Source organism: Parasedimentitalea psychrophila, assembly GCF_030285785.1.
Lineage (GTDB): Bacteria > Pseudomonadota > Alphaproteobacteria > Rhodobacterales > Rhodobacteraceae > Parasedimentitalea > Parasedimentitalea psychrophila.
Genome location: NZ_CP127247.1, coordinates 3,263,867 through 3,280,104, shown reverse-complemented (window position 1 = coordinate 3,280,104; position 16,238 = coordinate 3,263,867). Strand labels below are relative to the sequence as shown.

15 protein-coding genes are annotated in these 16,238 nt (G+C 60.1%); 4 read left to right on the top strand and 11 right to left on the bottom strand.

The genetic code is table 11. The features are described from left to right. The first annotated feature begins 78 nt into the window (after positions 1-78). Positions 79-1,899, top strand: a complete 1,821-nt coding sequence (locus QPJ95_RS15985; RefSeq protein WP_270917113.1) for a M3 family oligoendopeptidase — start codon at positions 79-81, stop codon at positions 1,897-1,899. Positions 1,900-2,010: 111 nt separating this feature from the next. Here QPJ95_RS15985 and QPJ95_RS15980 read toward each other — a convergent pair whose 3' ends face one another. Together QPJ95_RS15980 and QPJ95_RS15975 are read right to left on the bottom strand one after the other, a co-directional pair. After that, positions 2,011-2,280 carry a DksA/TraR family C4-type zinc finger protein gene (locus QPJ95_RS15980; RefSeq protein WP_270917112.1) on the bottom strand — a complete coding sequence of 90 codons (270 nt, stop codon included), beginning with the start codon at positions 2,278-2,280 and terminating at the stop codon, positions 2,011-2,013. A gap of 31 nt (positions 2,281-2,311) precedes the next feature. Next, entirely contained in the window at positions 2,312-3,286 is a 975-nt protein-coding gene (locus QPJ95_RS15975; protein ID WP_270917111.1) for a Gfo/Idh/MocA family protein, read from the bottom strand. Between the two features lie 139 nt (positions 3,287-3,425). Here QPJ95_RS15975 and QPJ95_RS15970 point away from each other — a divergent pair, with 139 nt between their 5' ends. Next, a complete protein-coding gene (locus QPJ95_RS15970; protein ID WP_270917217.1) occupies positions 3,426-4,598 on the top strand; it encodes a dipeptidase in 1,173 nt (390 codons plus the stop codon). A 482-nt stretch (positions 4,599-5,080) separates the two neighbouring features. Here QPJ95_RS15970 and rpoH read toward each other — a convergent pair whose 3' ends face one another. After that, on the bottom strand, positions 5,081-5,977 hold the full coding sequence (gene rpoH / locus QPJ95_RS15965) for an RNA polymerase sigma factor RpoH (RefSeq protein WP_270917110.1): 897 nt from the start codon (positions 5,975-5,977) through the stop codon (positions 5,081-5,083). Positions 5,978-6,239: 262 nt separating this feature from the next. Then, a complete protein-coding gene (locus tag QPJ95_RS15960) occupies positions 6,240-7,289 on the bottom strand; it encodes an RluA family pseudouridine synthase (protein ID WP_270917109.1) in 1,050 nt (349 codons plus the stop codon). On the opposite strand from QPJ95_RS15960, the gene QPJ95_RS15955 reads away from it, so the two are divergent. Further along, positions 7,288-7,587, top strand: coding sequence for a DUF6476 family protein (locus tag QPJ95_RS15955; protein ID WP_270917108.1), 300 nt, complete (start codon positions 7,288-7,290; stop codon positions 7,585-7,587). The genes QPJ95_RS15960 and QPJ95_RS15955 overlap by 2 nt on opposite strands. Before the next feature lie 114 nt (positions 7,588-7,701). Next, positions 7,702-8,862 (top strand): MFS transporter, encoded by a 1,161-nt coding sequence (locus tag QPJ95_RS15950; RefSeq protein WP_270917107.1) that lies wholly within the window; start codon positions 7,702-7,704, stop codon positions 8,860-8,862. Between the two features lie 249 nt (positions 8,863-9,111). Here QPJ95_RS15950 and scpB read toward each other — a convergent pair whose 3' ends face one another. The 7 genes from scpB to QPJ95_RS15915 all read right to left on the bottom strand — a co-directional run bounded on the left by scpB (position 9,112) and on the right by QPJ95_RS15915 (position 16,213). After that, on the bottom strand, positions 9,112-9,759 hold the full coding sequence (scpB, locus tag QPJ95_RS15945; RefSeq protein ID WP_270917106.1) for an SMC-Scp complex subunit ScpB: 648 nt from the start codon (positions 9,757-9,759) through the stop codon (positions 9,112-9,114). Continuing rightward, positions 9,759-10,550, bottom strand: coding sequence for a segregation and condensation protein A (locus tag QPJ95_RS15940; protein ID WP_270917105.1), 792 nt, complete (start codon positions 10,548-10,550; stop codon positions 9,759-9,761). The genes scpB and QPJ95_RS15940 overlap by 1 nt, the downstream gene beginning before the upstream one ends. Further along, positions 10,543-11,574 (bottom strand): beta-N-acetylhexosaminidase, encoded by a 1,032-nt coding sequence (gene nagZ / locus QPJ95_RS15935; protein WP_270917216.1) that lies wholly within the window; start codon positions 11,572-11,574, stop codon positions 10,543-10,545. The genes QPJ95_RS15940 and nagZ overlap by 8 nt, the downstream gene beginning before the upstream one ends. Next, positions 11,574-12,680: an SPOR domain-containing protein gene (locus tag QPJ95_RS15930; RefSeq protein ID WP_286018138.1), complete on the bottom strand. Its 1,107-nt coding sequence runs from the start codon at positions 12,678-12,680 to the stop codon at positions 11,574-11,576. Before QPJ95_RS15930 ends, nagZ begins: the two co-directional genes overlap by 1 nt. Positions 12,681-12,765: 85 nt before the next feature. After that, positions 12,766-14,511 (bottom strand): arginine--tRNA ligase, encoded by a 1,746-nt coding sequence (argS, locus tag QPJ95_RS15925; protein WP_270917103.1) that lies wholly within the window; start codon positions 14,509-14,511, stop codon positions 12,766-12,768. 133 nt (positions 14,512-14,644) lie between these two features. Then, positions 14,645-14,944, bottom strand: coding sequence for a YciI family protein (locus QPJ95_RS15920; RefSeq protein ID WP_270917102.1), 300 nt, complete (start codon positions 14,942-14,944; stop codon positions 14,645-14,647). 114 nt (positions 14,945-15,058) lie between these two features. Further along, the gene (locus QPJ95_RS15915) at positions 15,059-16,213 is read right to left on the bottom strand and encodes a deoxyguanosinetriphosphate triphosphohydrolase (protein WP_270917101.1); all 1,155 of its coding nucleotides are present in this window, start codon (positions 16,211-16,213) and stop codon (positions 15,059-15,061) included. Positions 16,214-16,238 lie beyond the last annotated feature (25 nt).

Sequence of the window (16,238 nt, the reverse complement as noted above, 5' to 3'; positions counted from 1 at the left end):
TTCAAGCGGTTCGTACCGCTTGTGATCCCCCTTCGCGCCGCTTAGATGTTTTGCAAACGCTAGATATTGAGGTGCACCATGTTCCAACTCCCCTTCCCCGTTCGCGACGCCAATGCCGCCTCTGGTTCCGATCAATTCGGCAACCTGCCAGAGTGGGATCTCAGTGATCTCTACACCGGCGAAGACGCCCCCGAGCTGAAACGCGACCTGCAGTGGCTGGAGAGCGAATGCAGCAGTTTTGCCAGCGATTACGAGGGCAAACTGGCAGATATCGACGCTGACGGCTTGCTGACCTGCGTGCTGCGCAACGAAAAGATCAACGGTATTGCCGGGCGTATCATGTCTTATGCCGGTCTGCGCTATTACCAGCTGACCACCGATGCCGACCGCGCCAAGTTCATGTCGGACATGCAAGAGGCCATCACCGTCTTTACCACCCCGCTGGTGTTCTTCACACTGGAACTGAACCGCATCGACGACGCCGTTCTGACCGCTCACTTTGCGGCCAACACCGATCTGGCCCGCTACAAGCCCGTCTTTGATCGCATCCGCGCCATGAAGCCCTATCAGCTGTCGGACGAGCTGGAGAAATTCCTGCATGATCTCGGCGTGGTCGGCGACGCCTGGGAGCGATTGTTCGATGAGACCATCGCTGGCCTCACCTTTTGCATCGACGGCGATGAGCTGAATATTGAGGGCACCCTGAACCTGCTCACCGAGCAGGACCGCTCCAAACGTGAGGCCGCCAGCCGTGAATTGGCGGCAGTGTTCCAGGACAACATCAAGATCTTCGCCCGCGTCCACAACACCCAGGCCAAGGAAAAAGAGATCGTCGATCGCTGGCGCGGCATGCCCAGTGCGCAGGCGGGTCGCCACCTGTCCAACGATGTCGAACCCGAAGTGGTCGAGGCCCTGCGCAGCGCTGTTGTCGCCGCCTACCCCAAGCTGAGCCACCGCTATTACGATCTGAAACGCAAATGGCTGGGGCTAGAGCGGATGCAGGTCTGGGACCGCAACGCGCCACTGCCGATGGAAAACACCCGCACCGTCAGCTGGGCTGAGGCCGAACAGACGGTGATGGAGGCCTATACCGCCTTTGATCCGCGCATGGGTGAACTTGCCGCGCCGTTCTTTTCCAAGGGCTGGATTGACGCTGGCGTCAAACCCGGCAAGGCCCCCGGCGCCTTTGCCCATCCCACCGTCACCGATGTGCACCCCTATGTGATGCTCAACTATTTGGGCAAACCGCGCGATGTGATGACCCTGGCGCATGAACTGGGTCACGGCGTGCATCAGGTGCTGGCCGCCGGTCAGGGCGAAATGCTGTCCTCCACCCCGCTGACCCTGGCTGAAACGGCCTCGGTGTTTGGCGAAATGCTGACCTTCCGCAAGATGCTGGACAAGGCCGAAACCAAAGAGCAGCGCAAAATCCTGCTGGCGGGCAAGGTCGAGGACATGATCAACACCGTGGTGCGCCAGATCGCGTTCTACGATTTTGAATGCAAACTGCACGCCGCACGCGCCGAGGGTGAGCTGACACCTGATGACATCAACGCCCTGTGGATGTCGGTGCAGGCCGAATCCCTGGGCGAGTGTTTTGACTTCATGGACGGCTACGAGACCTTCTGGGCCTATATCCCCCACTTCGTGCACTCACCGTTCTACGTCTATGCCTATGCCTTCGGCGATGGCTTGGTGAACGCGCTCTATTCGGTTTACGCCGAGGGCGACGAGGGGTTCGAGGACAAGTATTTCGAGATGCTGAAAGCCGGTGGATCGAAGCACCACAAAGAACTGCTGGCGCCCTTTGGTCTGGATGCCAGCGATCCCAAGTTCTGGGACAAGGGCCTCAGCATGATTTCAGGCTTCATTGATGAGCTGGAAGCGATGGAAGACTAAACCGGCCCCACATTTCTCTGTTTGGCCCGGCGGTGCCCGCCCCTCCCCTGTGGGGGAGGGGCGGGCGCGGCCACCCAGGGTCAGATATGACCCTGGTCAATCACCGCAAACCTACTTCAACTGGCTGTCCTTGGACCCACGCCGGTTGAACCCGCCGCGGGCCTTATAGGTCCCGTCGCGCTCCTGCTGGCAATCAACGCATAGTTTGACACCGGGGATGGCGATCTGGCGCCTCTCGGGGATCGGTTCCTCGCAGTCGGCACAGTGGGTCAGACTGTCGCCCACAGGTTTCTTGCGGGTCTGCATCCGGGCCAGCTCGTCACTGATCGAGGCTTCGATCTGCTCGCTGACCGCGCCGTCCTTTGCCCATCCGCCTGCCATGGCACCATCTCCTGTTGTTTCGACCCAGCCCTCACAAGGGCTGCGCCACCTCAAATACCCGGTCAATCATCTCTTGCGTGCCGCGCGAGAATTCCAGCGGACAGGGGTAGCTGACCCCGTCGCGCACCGAGCGGCCAAAGGCCTCAACCTGCAGCTTGTAGTGATCATCCGCCGGAAAGCGTGTCACCTGCACCTCTAATCCCGACAGGTGCAGCTCCACCCGCGCCTCGCCAAAGACCCGCGCGTTGAACGGTGCCGTCAGCCGTATTACCCCGGTCTCGCCATGGAACAGCATCTCTTGATACGGATGCATCCGAATGCTGACATAGGCGGAATAGGAAAATCCCGGGAATTGTGCCTGCACCTCGGCCAGAGCATCCACTCCGTTTTCCCAGCGAATACGCGCCGAAATCTCATCCGGCTCCTGACCCGTGGCATAACGCGCTGCGCCAAACACATAGACGCCAATGTCGCGCAAGCCACCGCCGCCGGTCTCGGCCTTGTTGCGAATATTATTGGTATCCGCCCGGTTATCAAATGAGAACTTGCCGCTGACATGGGCCAGCTTGCCAATTGCGCCCTCGTCAATCAGCCGCTTCACCATCTGCCACTGAGGGTGATGCACGATCATATAGGCCTCAGCCGCCAGCAAACCGGTCTCGTCTCGCTTAGCGATCAACTGGTCGAACTGCTCCGCCTGCATGGTCATCGGCTTTTCGCACAGCACATGTTTGCCCGCAGCCAAGGCCTTCAGGCTCCACTCCACATGCAGATGATTGGGCAGCGGCACATAGACCGCATCGATATCGGGATCGGCCAATAGCGCGTCATAATCGCCGTAAACCGTCAAATCGGGGCAGAACGCCCGAAACGGTTCCGCTTTCTCAGAACTCGAGGTGGCGAGCGCGACCAATTGCGCGCCCTCAGCCGCGTGGATCGCAGGCGCCATAAACTGGCGCGCAAACTGCGCGGCCCCCAGAATTCCCCATCTCACTGGTTTCTGCATCATCACTCTCCTGATTATGCGTGCAATTTACCTATGTTACCGCCACCGGCAAGAGGGGTGTTGCCCTGACGTTCCCCTTTGCGCCCCTATGGCCCTGCCCTAGGCTACCGGAAAAATGGATCTGGGAAAGGGTATTCACATGCGCAGGTTGGGAAAATGGCTGGGGCGGTTGCTGATCCTGCTGGCAATTGCGGTTATCACATTTCTTGTTTACGGCCCGGAATATGTGGAGACAAAGCGCAATGTGGTGAGCGAACACGCGCCCTACCCAATCAGCCCCGAAGCCACCGCGCTGCACAGGGATCTGCTGATTGGCGACTGGCACGCCGATAGCCTGCTGTGGAACCGCGACCTGAACAGGCGCGGCACCCGGGGCCAGGTCGACATTCCACGCCTCATCGAGGGAAACGTGGCGTTGCAGATGTTCACGGCGGTCACAAAAACCCCCGCAGGAATGAATTATGACCACAACGCGGCGGATGCTCGGGATAATATCACCCTGCTGGCCATTGGTCAGCTCTGGCCGCCACGCACCTGGGGATCGCTGTATCAGCGGGCGCTGTATCAATCGGAGAAGCTGCACGCCGCTCAGGCCGCCTCGGGTCGGCACCTACGCATCATCCGCAGCGAGGCCGATCTGGATGCATTGATGGCCCTGAAACTGGCAGGGGAGCCTGTGGTCGGCGGGCTGCTGGGCATCGAAGGCGCCCATGCTCTTGAGGGCGATCTGGCCAAACTACTGGGCCTGCAGCAGGCCGGCTATCGAATGATTGCGTTGCAGCATTTCTTTGACAACGAACTGGGCGGGTCTTTGCACGGCGACGGCAATACCGGGCTAACCGATTTTGGCCGCGAGGTGGTTGAGGCCGTGGCGACCCGAGGGTTGATTCTGGACCTGGCCCATTCGGGCCACCAGGTGGTGCGCGACGTGCTGGCAATGACAGACATGCCGCTGGTGGTGTCGCACAGCGGCATTCACAAGAACTGCCAGGTCAAACGCAATATCCCCGACACGTTGATGCAGCAGATCGCTGCCACTGGCGGCGTGATCGGCATTGGCTATTGGGCCGATGTCACCTGCGACGACAGCCCCGCCGGGGTGGCCCGGGCCATCAAAGTTGCCATTGACGTTGTGGGCGAAGATGCCGTGTCGCTGGGCTCGGATTTCGACGGCTCAGTGACGACATCCTTTGACACCTCCGAGCTGGCGGCAGTGACACAGGCGATGATGGACATTGGGCTGAGCGAGACCCAGATCCGCAAGGTCGCTGGTGAAAACATGCTCCGGGTTCTGCGCGCCAGACTGGACTGATCCCAGACCCTGCAAGGGGACCATCTCAAACCCGCCCGCGACAGCCTGGGCGGGTTTTTTGTTGCCGCAGCCTATCTGATGGTTTTTGCCGGCCATTCAATTCCGACAATTACTGTCAAGTATATGATTTTATTACATTTCCACATTGACCCCGCGCTGGTGCTGGCCTATCTAGGCGGCAAGACATGCAGCCAGCCAAACTCATTGGGCTGCAAGCATCGAGCCAATCCAGCCAGCCCGCAGGGCACGCCAGATAGCCAGACACGCCAGCCCCCCAATGCGTTCAGCCAGCCATGCCAGCCAAGGGCCCTGCCCTAGCCAGTCGCTGAAACGACCCCAACAGCCAGCCGCATCCTGTCAGCCAGCATTCCTTTGCCAGCGAATCCAGCCGGTTTCCGGTCCCGCCTGCAGGACGATGCCAGCATCAAAAAAGGCGGCGCATAAGCACCGCCTTTCTTGCATTTCAATCCCGAAAAATCGCGTTACGCTGTGGCCATCATACCTTTGGCCAGCGCCAGTTCCCGCATCTTCGTTTGCAGCTTTTCAAAGGCCCGCACCTCGATCTGACGGATCCGCTCGCGGCTGACACTGTACTGGCCGCTCAACTGCTCCAGGGTCATGGCCTTTTCGGCAAGACGGCGCTGGGTCAGAATGTCCTTTTCACGGTCATTCAACACTTCAAGCGCCTCCCCCAGCAACTCACGACGGGCGTCCAGCTCATTGCGTTCTTCGTAATCGCCAGCCTGATCAGCGCTTTCGTCTTCCAGCCAGTCCTGCCATTGCATGGTGCCTTCGCCTTCGGACCCCACGGTGGCATTCAGCGAAGCATCTCCGCCCGACATCCGCCGGTTCATCGAGATCACCTCGGCCTCGGTCACGCCCAGATCAGTGGCAATGCGCTTGACGTTGTCGGGGTGCATGTCGCCGTCTTCCAGCGCACCGATGCGGGCCTTGGCCTTGCGCAGATTGAAGAACAGCTTCTTCTGCGCCGAGGTCGTGCCCAGTTTCACCAGCGACCAGGACCGCAGGATATATTCCTGAATAGACGCCCTAATCCACCACATCGCATAGGTTGCCAGCCGGAACCCACGCTCGGGGTCAAACCGCTTCACCGCCTGCATCAAACCAACGTTGGCCTCTGAAATCACCTCAGCCTGAGGCAATCCGTAGCCACGATAGCCCATTGCAATCTTTGCCGCCAACCGCAGGTGCGAGGTGACCATACGGTGCGCGGCACCGGTGTCTTCCTTTTCCACCCAGGCCTTGGCCAGCATGTATTCTTCTTCCGGTTCCAGCAGCGGAAACTTACGGATTTCCTGCATATAGCGGTTCAGTCCGCCCTCTGGTGTTGGTGCAGGTAGGTTCTTAAAATTCGCCATGTAGTGTGCCCCTCCCTAATGTATAAAGACTTAACATATCAGCATATGGGTCAGCATTGTCTCCCTTTCAAGAGGTGCTGCAACTTTCTGATATACTAACACGAGAAGGCGCGTCTGTGATCTGCTTCACAGGGATGTGCAAAAAGTTGCCAAAAAGTTAAGACCGCTATCCGCCTGCAACGGCACTGCAGCCGCCCGGCCTTGCAGCCGGGCCACATAGTGCGCTCAGGTCAAACGCTCGGGCCCTCCCTCAGGCCCTCCCTCAAGCCGGTCTGGACTGCTCTGCCGGCAGTCGCAACTGCTCCATCAGCGCTTCCATGTCGCTTGGCATCGGTGCTTCGAACCGCATTTCCTCGCCCGATACCGGATGCACGAAGCCCAGAACCGCAGCATGCAGCGCCTGACGCGGAAAGGCCCGCAAGGCGTCATGTGCAACTGGAGCCAGTGACTTACCCGCCAGCTTGCGCCGCCCGCCATAGGTCGGGTCGCCCACCAGCCCGTGACCAGCATGGGCCATATGGACCCGGATCTGATGGGTGCGGCCGGTTTCCAGCCAGCATTCAATCAGTGCCACAACACCGGGATTGCCAAAGGGCTCCACAATCCGCGCCCGTGTCACCGCATGGCGGCCGCCCTGAAACAGCACTGCTTGCCGTTGGCGATCAAACTTGTGCCGCGCCAGTTGGGTGGTCAGTTTCAGAATGTTGCCGGGTTCAAAACTGGTGCCCCTGATACCGCGCAGGCGCGGATCATTGGCATCTGGAACACCGTAGCAAATGGCGCGGTAATAGCGCTCAACCGTGTGTTTTTCGAACTGCTTGGCCAGCCCCTGATGCGCCACATCAGACTTGGCCACCACCAGCAAGCCACTGGTTTCCTTATCGATACGGTGCACGATACCGGGGCGCTTTATGCCGCCCACACCGGACAGATTGTCACCGCAGTGGTGCAACAGCGCATTGACCAAGGTCCCCGACGGGGTGCCCGGCGCCGGGTGCACAACCATGCCAACCGGTTTGTTCACCACAATCAGATCATCGTCTTCATAGATCACATCCAGCGCGATGTCTTCGGGGCCAATATGACTGTCCTCGGCCTCTTCCACGGTGACCAGGATCATTGCACCCTCAGCAATCTTGGCCTTGGGGTCTACGACCACCACACCGTCCACAGTCACCGACCCGGCAGCGATCAACCGGGCCAACCGGGTGCGCGACAGGGTTGCTTCCTCTGGCACATTCCGCGAAAGCGCCTTATCAAGCCGGTTAGGCGGATTTTCCGCAATGACAAACTCAATTTGGCGGCTGCCCATGACACGTCCTTCCGAACCCGAAATCCAAGAGCCAGCTCAGCTAAAGTTCCTGAGACGGCTGGTGACCACGCTCACCGCGGTCATGATTGGCGGGCTTGTAGTGGTAATTAGCCTGCTTGTCATCCGCTTGTCGGATAAAGCTGTAACATTACCCGACAGCATCACCCTGCCCGATGGCACCACGCCCACCGCCGTCACCTTTGGCAAGGGCTGGATTGCCGTGGTCACTGACGACAACCGCATTCTGATTCTGGATGCCGAAAGCGGCGCCCTGCGTCAGACGATTATGATTGAATAGCCGCCGCAGCCCGCCCTGGGTATCATAAATCTACGGCAGCGGGTCTTTCGTCATTTCACAGAACACGGTTCAGCCAATACGAGATCTTCCTGAACACAATTCGAGGGCAAGCCCATGTTGGCATCCATTCTTATTCTGCTGAGTGCCATTGGTGTCATCGGTGCAAATTCCCTGTTGCTGTCGCCGCTGGTGACCGCCGTGGGTAGTGAATTGCAGGTCAGCGCAGCGCAGGTCATGCAGGCCGCCAGCGCCTATGGGCTGGGCGTCGCGGCTGCCGCTTTGGTGCTGGCGCCGCTGGGTGACCGGTTTGGCGCCGGGCGCCTGCTGCGGGCGGCGCTGGTCGTTTTGACCTTCGGACTGGCGGCCAGCGCTTGGGCGCCAAACCTTGCGGCCCTGATTGCTGCCCAAGCGCTTTGCGGATTGGCGGCCGGCGCGGCGCTGCCTTCGATCTACACATTGGCCATCACCATCGCCCCAAAGGGGCGCGAGGCGCAGACCATGGGGGCGGTGCTGACCGGCTGGACGGTGTCGCTGGTGCTGGGCGTCAGCGCCGGAGCCTGGCTCACCGACCTGGCAGGCTGGCGGGCTGTTTACACGGCGCTGGCTGTTGGCACTGCCCTTCTCTGGCTGCTCAGTTCCGGCTTGCGTCAGTTGGGCACCAGCGGAAACCCAGGCACATCGCCGCTGACGGCGCTGAGAGTGCCCGGCATGGCCCGTGGCTTGCTGGCGACGGTGATGCTGATGCTGGGTTTTTACCTCACCTATTTCTTTATTGGCGCCCATGTCACCGTGGCTCTGGGGCTCAGCACCACAAAGGCCGGGTTGATCCCGCTGTTCTATGGAGTTGGCTTTGGTCTCGCGGTGCTGCTGGATCCGCTGCTGGACCGGCTGGGTCTGGCGCGGGCAACCGCCCCGGTGTTTCTGGCCATTTCCCTGATATACCTCGGCATGGCGACCCTGACGGAATCGTTTCACGCCATGTTGATGATAGCGGTTGTCTGGGGGATTGTTCAGCATCTGGGCCTGAACCTGCTGGTGGCCCGCCTGACCGCGCTGGATCCGTCGCAACGCGGCGCCATCATGGGGCTATACAGCACCGCTACATATCTGTGCATCTTTGCGGTGCCGGTTCTGGGAGATCAGGCCTATGCCCGCTGGGGGCTGGCTGGATGCCTGGCGATTTCGGCGCTGTTATGTCTGATCGAGGCGGTCGAATCCCTTAGCCTGCGGCGCGCTACTTCCATGGCCCCCGTTGCGTCAGACGCGCCTGTTTAGCAGCCCGCTTGCGATCTGATCCGGGGACAGGCATTGTCGATCCCCGACTGTCGCCTCCACGGGAGTTCTTGCCCAGCCTGGTGGCCGCTTTGATACCTGCACCGACGCCAAAATTAACCGCCCGGCGCATAACCTGCCTGATGACCATGTTGATGATGGAATTTAGATTCATACCAGTACTCCCTGCAGTCCGTCGCATTTTTTAACAGAGGATTAAGTCCATTTAGAGGCGTCAGAACGGTGGTGAATTCAGTCCTCAAACAGTTCCGGCTGCTCTTCGTCTGCCTCATCCAGATCGCCAAGTTCCAAGGCCCCGGGCGGTGGGCGATTATCCAGCAAGCCGGCGGACCGCAGCTCTTTCAGCCCCGGTAGATCGCGGGCGCTCTCAAGCCCAAAATGATCGAGAAAATGCGGTGTCACCACAAAGGTCACCGGACGCCCCGGCGTCATTTTGCGCCGCCCCAGCCGGATCCACTCCATTTCGAGCAGTTGATCAATGGTGCCCCGCGACACCGAGACGCCGCGAATTTCCTCGATCTCGGCGCGGGTGACGGGCTGGTGATAGGCGATGATGGCGAGGGTCTCGATCGCAGCCCGGCTCAGCTTGCGGGTCTCGACAGTCTCTTTCTGCATCAGAAAGCCCAGATCACGCGCCGTCCGCATCGCCCAGGTGTCGCCGACCCGAACCACCTGCACACCACGCCCCTCATATGTCTTGCGAAGATGCGCCAGCGCCTCGGCCGGGTTGCAGCCATGCGGCATCCGCGCTTGCAGATCCCGCAGGGTGACAGGCGTGGCACTGGCGAACAGAACCGCCTCGACCATACGTTCCTGCTCGGCCATCAGCGGCGCATCAAACAGGCTTTCGCCGTCAGAAACTGTACTGTGGTCTTCCATTAATGGCCCTCGCCGCAGCTGCGCAATTGAATCGGAGCGTAGATCTCTGACTGGCGCAGTTCAAGTTTACCTTCTTTGACCAGCTGCAACGCCGCCGCAAAGGTCGCAGCGGTCGCCGAGCGGCGCCGCACCGGGTCACTGTGCCAGCCATCTGGCAGATAGCTGAGCATATCCGTCCAGCTGCCGGTAAAGCCGATCAACCCGCGCATCCGCTCCAGCGCCTCCTCCATGGTGAACACAGAGTCACGATCAACCACAAAGGGGCGAAAATCATCGCGGGTGCGGATGCGGGCATAGCCCTGCATCAGATCCAGCAGCGTGGCACTGTGGGTCACGGTTTTGATCCGGGTGATGTCTTCCGCCTGACCACGGGCAAAGAAGTCACGCCCCAGCTGGTCCTGCGCCATCAACTGAGCGGCAGCGTCGCGCATGGCCTGCAACCTCTCCAGCTGAAAGGCCAGATGTGCCGCCAGCTCTTCGCCGCTGGGCCCCTCTTCACCCGGTTCGGGGGGCAACAGCAGTCGCGATTTCAAGAAGGCCAGCCAGGCCGCCATCACCAGATAATCCGCAGCCAGTTCGATCCGCAGCAGCTTGGCACGTTCCACAAAGCTCAGGTATTGTCGGGCCAGCTCCAAAACAGAGATCTTGCGAAGGTCGACTTTTTGGCTGCGCGACAGGCTGAGCAGCACGTCAAGCGGCCCCTCATACCCGTCAACATCCACAATCAGTGCTTCAGCCGCCAGCCTTTCGGCCACCGATTGCGCAGTCTCCTGAAACAGATCGTCAGCCATATACCTGTCCGCCCATGAGGGCAGATAGTTCGTCTTCGGCGGCAGCAATGTCAAGTTCAACGGGGGTTTGGCGGGCCGCAAGGGCCCGTTCGGCGCGAATTTGCGCTGCCTCGGTCATTTCGCCAGCAGCCTGGGCCACTGCCGAGCGCTCGGCAATTGGGCCGTTGCAGTACAGTGCGACGTCACATCCGGCATCAAGCGACGCGCGGGCCATGTCAGCCGGAGCGCCTTTCAGCGCCTTCATCGAGATATCATCGGTCATGACCAACCCATCAAAGCCAATCTGCTCGCGGATCAGCCGCATCATCACCGGGGACAACGTGGCTGGCTTCGGATCTATAGCGTCATAGACCAAATGCGCGGTCATCCCCATTGGCAGATCATTCAGGGCGCGGAACGCCTCAAAGTCAGTGCGGTTGAGGGTGGCCCTATCGGTGCCCACATGCGGCAGATCGTGATGGCTGTCTGCCGTCGCACGCCCGTGCCCTGGCAGGTGCTTCAACACCGGCAAAACGCCTCCGTCCAGCAAGCCTTGCGCCGAAGCGCGGCCAATGTCTGCGACGGTCTGCGCATCGCTGCCGTAGCAGCGGTTTTTCAGAAATGGATGGGTGTCGTTGCCGGCCAAGTCGACCATTGGCGCGCAATTGCTATCGATTCCGAGCCCCTGCAGCTCGTCCGCGATCAGCCGATAGCGCAGATACATGGCGCGGGCGACAGCCGTCGGCTCGTCGCAGGGCGGCGCAGTCGCCTGCGCCCGCGCAACATGGTCCAACGGCGCCAGCCACTGACGGGCCAGTGGTGGGCGCAGGCGTTGAACCCGGCCACCCTCTTGATCAATAGTAATAAGACAGTTGCGCCCCACCGCATTGCGGAAATCATCGCACAGGGCGCGGATCTGGTCCGCCGTGTCGATGTTGCGGGCAAACAGGATAAAGCCAAACGGGTTGGCATCGCGAAACAGCGCCACTTCCTCGGCTGTCAGCCGCAGGCCTGCGGCGTCCAGAATGGTGGCCCCGAACCGCATCAGCGAGTGGTCACAGGAATGCAATCGGCCTTGCCGGCCACCAGCGTTGCGCAGAAGCGCCGGGCGCCAGACAGGTCAGCGAACCCCATGGCCCGAAGCCGGTAAAAGGTCCGGCCGCCGCTTTGTGCTTTTTGGATCACCCGTTTTTTGCCCTCCAGATAATCTTCGAACCTTCCGTAAATACGATCCCACTCGGCCCGCGCCACATCGGCGCTTTCATAGGCCCCCAGCTGGGCCAAACGCGTGCCCGCAGGCAGGCTGGCGGCATCAACCTCCAGCGTTGACCGCCCCTGAGAGGCGGAGGCGCTATACAACGAGGGTGAAAACCGTGCGGGGCGCACCAGCGGACGCAACGACACTTTGACACCGGGCGCATTGAGCACAGCCGGAGCGGTAACCGCCGTTTCAGACCTGACAGGTAGCAGGGGTGCGGGTTGCACGATCGAGGCTGCCGAAGCCGAGGCCAGGGTTGCCCCCACCCGGTTTGTCGTGGTGCTCAAAGGTGTAACACCAGCAGTCAACGCCGCAACCAGCACGTCAATTTCAGTGGGCTGAGTGGCGGCGGATTCGGCTGCCTGGCCCGCATCGTTCAGCGCCTGAACCGGTGCAGCAGATCCGGAAATGACCACTTCGGCCACAGGAACGTCATCCTCGGTCAGGCGCAGCGAGCTGGGCGCCAGAATCAACCGGTCCGCCGGATCCGACGCAATACCATTGGCGGCAACCGCATTGACCGCCAGCCCCTGATTGACGGCGGCCTGACCACCTGGATTTTCGGGCTGAACCCTCATTGGGCCTTCCAGAGACCGGACAACTGGCACCCCACTGACGTCCCGCGCCACCAGTTTGTAGCCCCAAACGCCGACGCCCACGATCAGGGCCAGCGAGGCCACAGCGCCCAAAAAACCCAGTGTCCTGGTGACATCCCCCGAGAAGGCAATCGGGGCATCCTCATTCGTCGCAAGAGGATCCGCCTGGCCATAGGCCTGCGGTTCATGCTGCTGGTATTGTGTCTGGTACCGGCCATCATCGGGCGCACCCCGGGACGAGGATGCACCTTGCAAAGAATACGCCTGGCTCTCGCCAGCTTGCGCGTTAAACGCCATGTCCGCCTCACTGCCCAGCTGATGCGTCAACGCGCATTTTCAGGGTCTCTTGAACTGCCTCAGACCAGCGCTTTGGGCGATTTTGTTACCGCATCTCCTGCGCCGGAGTCACTCCCAGAATACCCAAACCAGCGGAAATAACAATCGAAACGGCCCGCGCCAGTGCCAAATTCGCATGTGTTGCCGATTGGTTGCTTGTGTTAACAAATCGTAAATTGTCATTGGATTTGCCCATATGATAAAGCCCGTGCAGGTCTGAGGCCAGATCATAGAGGTAGAAGGCCACCCGGTGTGGTTCATGGGTGCGCGCGGCGATATCGACCAGACGCGGCCATTCTGCCAGCTTCTTGGCCACCATGATCTGCGCGCCGTCCGCCAGCAGCGTCAGATCCGCAGCACCAAGGGTTGCATCGTCAATGGCGATTCCCTCGACAACCGCCTTACGCAGGGTTGAGCAGATCCGGGCATTGGCGTATTGCACATAGAACACCGGATTGTCCTTCGACTGCTCCAGCACCTTGGCAAAATCAAAGTCCAGCGGCGCATCGTTCTTGCGGGTCAGCATCACAAAGCGGGTAACATCCGCCCCCACCAGGTCCACCACGTCGCGCAGGGTCACAAAGGTGCCCGCCCGCTTGGACATTTTGAATTCCTGGCCGTCCTTGAACAGTTTGACCAGCTGGGTCAGCTTGATATCCAGTGGCACCCGGCCATCAGACAACGCCGAAACCGCCGCCTTCATCCGCTTGACATAGCCACCGTGATCGGCGCCAAAGACGTCGATCAGCATGTCAAAGCCGCGGTCAACCTTGTCATAGTGATAGGCGATATCGGGGGCAAAATAGGTCCAGGCACCGTCAGATTTCTTGACCGGGCGATCAACATCATCGCCGTGCTCGGTGGATTTGAACAGAGTCTGCTCGCGCGGTTCCCAGTCTTCGGGCTTTTTGCCTTTTGGTGGCTCCAGCACGCCCTGATAGATCAGCCCCTTGCCGTCCAGCTCGGAAATAGCCGCTTCGATGCGGCCGGTGCCATAGAGAGACTTTTCGGAATAGAATTTATCCATCACCACGCCCAGTGATTTCAGGTCAGCGCGGATCAACACCATCATTGCGTCGGTGGAGAAGGTCCGGACCTCTTGCAGCCAGACATCCTCGGGCTGGTCAACATAGGCGTCGCCCACCTTGTCCTTCAGCGCCTTGCCGGTCTCGATCAGGTAATCGCCGGGATAGGTGCCATCGGGAAAGGCAACCTCTTGGCCGTGTGCCTCAAGATAGCGCAGGTACACTGACCGCGCCAAAACATCGACCTGGCCGCCACCATCGTTGATGTAATATTCGCGGGTCACGTCATAGCCGGCAAAATCCAGCAGACTGGCCAGCGCGTCACCAAAGACCGCCCCCCGGGTGTGGCCCACATGCAGCGGACCGGTGGGATTGGCCGAGACATATTCGACGTTGACCTTCAGCCCCTGCCCCATATCGGAGCGGCCAAAATCCAGGCCAGAATCAAGCACTGATTTCGGGATGTCTTGCCAGATTGACGTCGCCAGACGTATGTTCAGAAACCCCGGCCCCGCCACTTCGGCCGAGGTGATCCGGTCATCCGCAACCAGCTTGGCCGCCAGAGCATCAGCAATGTCGCGTGGCTTTTTCTTGGCCGCTTTGGCCAGCACCATCGCCGCATTGGTGGCCATGTCGCCATGGGCCGCATCGCGGGGGGGCTCAACCGCAACATTTCGCAGGTCCAAACCTGCCGGAAGTGTGCCGTCAGACACCATAGTGTCGAGGCTTTCAATCACAAGCGAGCGGATATCTGTAAACAGGTTCATGTCTGGCGTCCCATAGGTTCAGTCACGCGAAGTATCACGCCCAGCCCAAGGGTCAATATCTTATGGACTGCATCAGCAGCAGTGCTGGGCTGCAATCGCGGGCCATATGGCGCCCCCACCCCCAAAATTCGGCTTAGGCTAGCATGCCCTGCACCACAGAGGTCTGACCCTGGATATCAATGGAATACCGGCGCAGCGACGGGACATAATAGGGATCCTTTAGCACCAATCTCTCCACCTCGGCACGGGTTTCGGCCTCGACAGTCCAGATTGCGCCCGGAAAATCCTGCTGCGGGCATAGCGCCAAAGTGCCACCAATCTGCAATCCCGGCCGCCCACGCACATAGGCAATATGGGCATCCCGGCGCGCCTTGTCGGCCCGGATCTTGGTCATTTCAGGGGCATCCTGAAAAATAACGGTCCAATGTGTCATTCTGGTCTCCCTGCCAGTCTCCCTGCCGGCCTCCCTCACAAAGAAAGAATAATGCACAAAGCTCATAGGGCCAGTTTCACACCGCTCATATTTCCAGCCCCAAACACAGGGCCCTTACTTGGTCACCTCCAGCCCCAAGATCAATCGCTGATGTTCCTGCAGGGCAAAGCGGTCGGTCATGCCGGCGATATAATCCGACACAATCCGCGCCAGCGCGGTCTCACTGTTGGCCGCTTTTATCTCGGCGTGCCAGCGGTCCGGCATTTGCAGCGGGTTCTGCTGGTAATAGGGGAACAGAGCCTCCACCACCTTGCTCACCTCGGAGCGCTTCACCATCACCGACGGCGCGCGATACATGCGGGTGAACAGAAAGCCGCGGATTTCCTTCAACTCACTCCAGATCCGGTCCGAGAACTGAACCACCGGGTGATCCAAGGCCCGCACGGCTTCGACGGCTTGGACGCCGGTCTGAGCAATCAACCCACGTGAGGTGTCGATCACATCGCCCACCATGACGCCAAACACCCGGCGAAGCGCCTCGTGTCTGCGACGGCTGGGATCCAATCCGGGATACAGATGGTCCACCTGGGCGTAGGCAGGCCCAATCATCGACAGCTCAGAAATATCAGCATCGCTAAACAGCCCGGCGCGCAAGCCGTCATGCAGATCGTGATTGTTGTAGGCAACATCATCGGCCAACGCGGCCACCTGCGCCTCGGCGCTGGCATGGGTGTGAAGCTCCAGGTCATGCCTGGCGTTATAGTCAGACAGAGCATAGGGCAGCTCTCCCACCACCGGGCCGTTGTGCTTGGCAATCGCCTCCAGCGTTTCCCAGGTCAGGTTCAACCCGTCGAATTCGGCATAATGACGCTCCAGCGCGGTCACGATGCGGATCGCCTGCGCGTTGTGATCAAAACCGCCATAGGGCGCCATCAGGGCATGCAGCGCGTCCTCGCCTGTGTGGCCAAAGGGCGTGTGTCCCAGATCATGCGCCAAGGCCACCGCCTCGGTCAGTTCCTGGTTCAACCCCAAGACCCTGGCAATGGTTCGCCCGACCTGCGCCACCTCAATCGTATGGGTCAGCCGGGTGCGGTAATTGTCGCCCTCATGCTCAACAAAGACCTGGGTCTTATGTTTGAGCCGCCGAAAGGCGCTGGCGTGAATGATCCGGTCGCGGTCGCGCTGAAAAGGCGAGCGAAAGCTGCTCTCGTCCTCCTCGACCAATCGCCCACGAGTGTTTTCTGGTTTTGAAGCATAAGGCGCATGCATCTTAAATCTTTTCCTTTGCAAATCT

Bases quoted from the DNA above. Each gene is read 5' to 3' on its own strand.
- QPJ95_RS15985 (WP_270917113.1), top strand. From the start codon at position 79: ATGTTCCAACTCCCCTTCCCCGTTCGCGACGCCAATGCCGCCTCTGGT.
- QPJ95_RS15980 (WP_270917112.1), bottom strand. From the start codon at position 2,280: ATGGCAGGCGGATGGGCAAAGGACGGCGCGGTCAGCGAGCAGATCGAA.
- QPJ95_RS15975 (WP_270917111.1), bottom strand. From the start codon at position 3,286: ATGCAGAAACCAGTGAGATGGGGAATTCTGGGGGCCGCGCAGTTTGCG.
- QPJ95_RS15970 (WP_270917217.1), top strand. From the start codon at position 3,426: ATGCGCAGGTTGGGAAAATGGCTGGGGCGGTTGCTGATCCTGCTGGCA.
- rpoH (WP_270917110.1), bottom strand. From the start codon at position 5,977: ATGGCGAATTTTAAGAACCTACCTGCACCAACACCAGAGGGCGGACTG.
- QPJ95_RS15955 (WP_270917108.1), top strand. From the start codon at position 7,288: ATGACACGTCCTTCCGAACCCGAAATCCAAGAGCCAGCTCAGCTAAAG.
- QPJ95_RS15960 (WP_270917109.1), bottom strand. From the start codon at position 7,289: ATGGGCAGCCGCCAAATTGAGTTTGTCATTGCGGAAAATCCGCCTAAC.
- QPJ95_RS15950 (WP_270917107.1), top strand. From the start codon at position 7,702: ATGTTGGCATCCATTCTTATTCTGCTGAGTGCCATTGGTGTCATCGGT.
- scpB (WP_270917106.1), bottom strand. From the start codon at position 9,759: ATGGAAGACCACAGTACAGTTTCTGACGGCGAAAGCCTGTTTGATGCG.
- QPJ95_RS15940 (WP_270917105.1), bottom strand. From the start codon at position 10,550: ATGGCTGACGATCTGTTTCAGGAGACTGCGCAATCGGTGGCCGAAAGG.
- nagZ (WP_270917216.1), bottom strand. From the start codon at position 11,574: ATGCGGTTCGGGGCCACCATTCTGGACGCCGCAGGCCTGCGGCTGACA.
- QPJ95_RS15930 (WP_286018138.1), bottom strand. From the start codon at position 12,680: ATGGCGTTTAACGCGCAAGCTGGCGAGAGCCAGGCGTATTCTTTGCAA.
- argS (WP_270917103.1), bottom strand. From the start codon at position 14,511: ATGAACCTGTTTACAGATATCCGCTCGCTTGTGATTGAAAGCCTCGAC.
- QPJ95_RS15920 (WP_270917102.1), bottom strand. From the start codon at position 14,944: ATGACACATTGGACCGTTATTTTTCAGGATGCCCCTGAAATGACCAAG.
- QPJ95_RS15915 (WP_270917101.1), bottom strand. From the start codon at position 16,213: ATGCATGCGCCTTATGCTTCAAAACCAGAAAACACTCGTGGGCGATTG.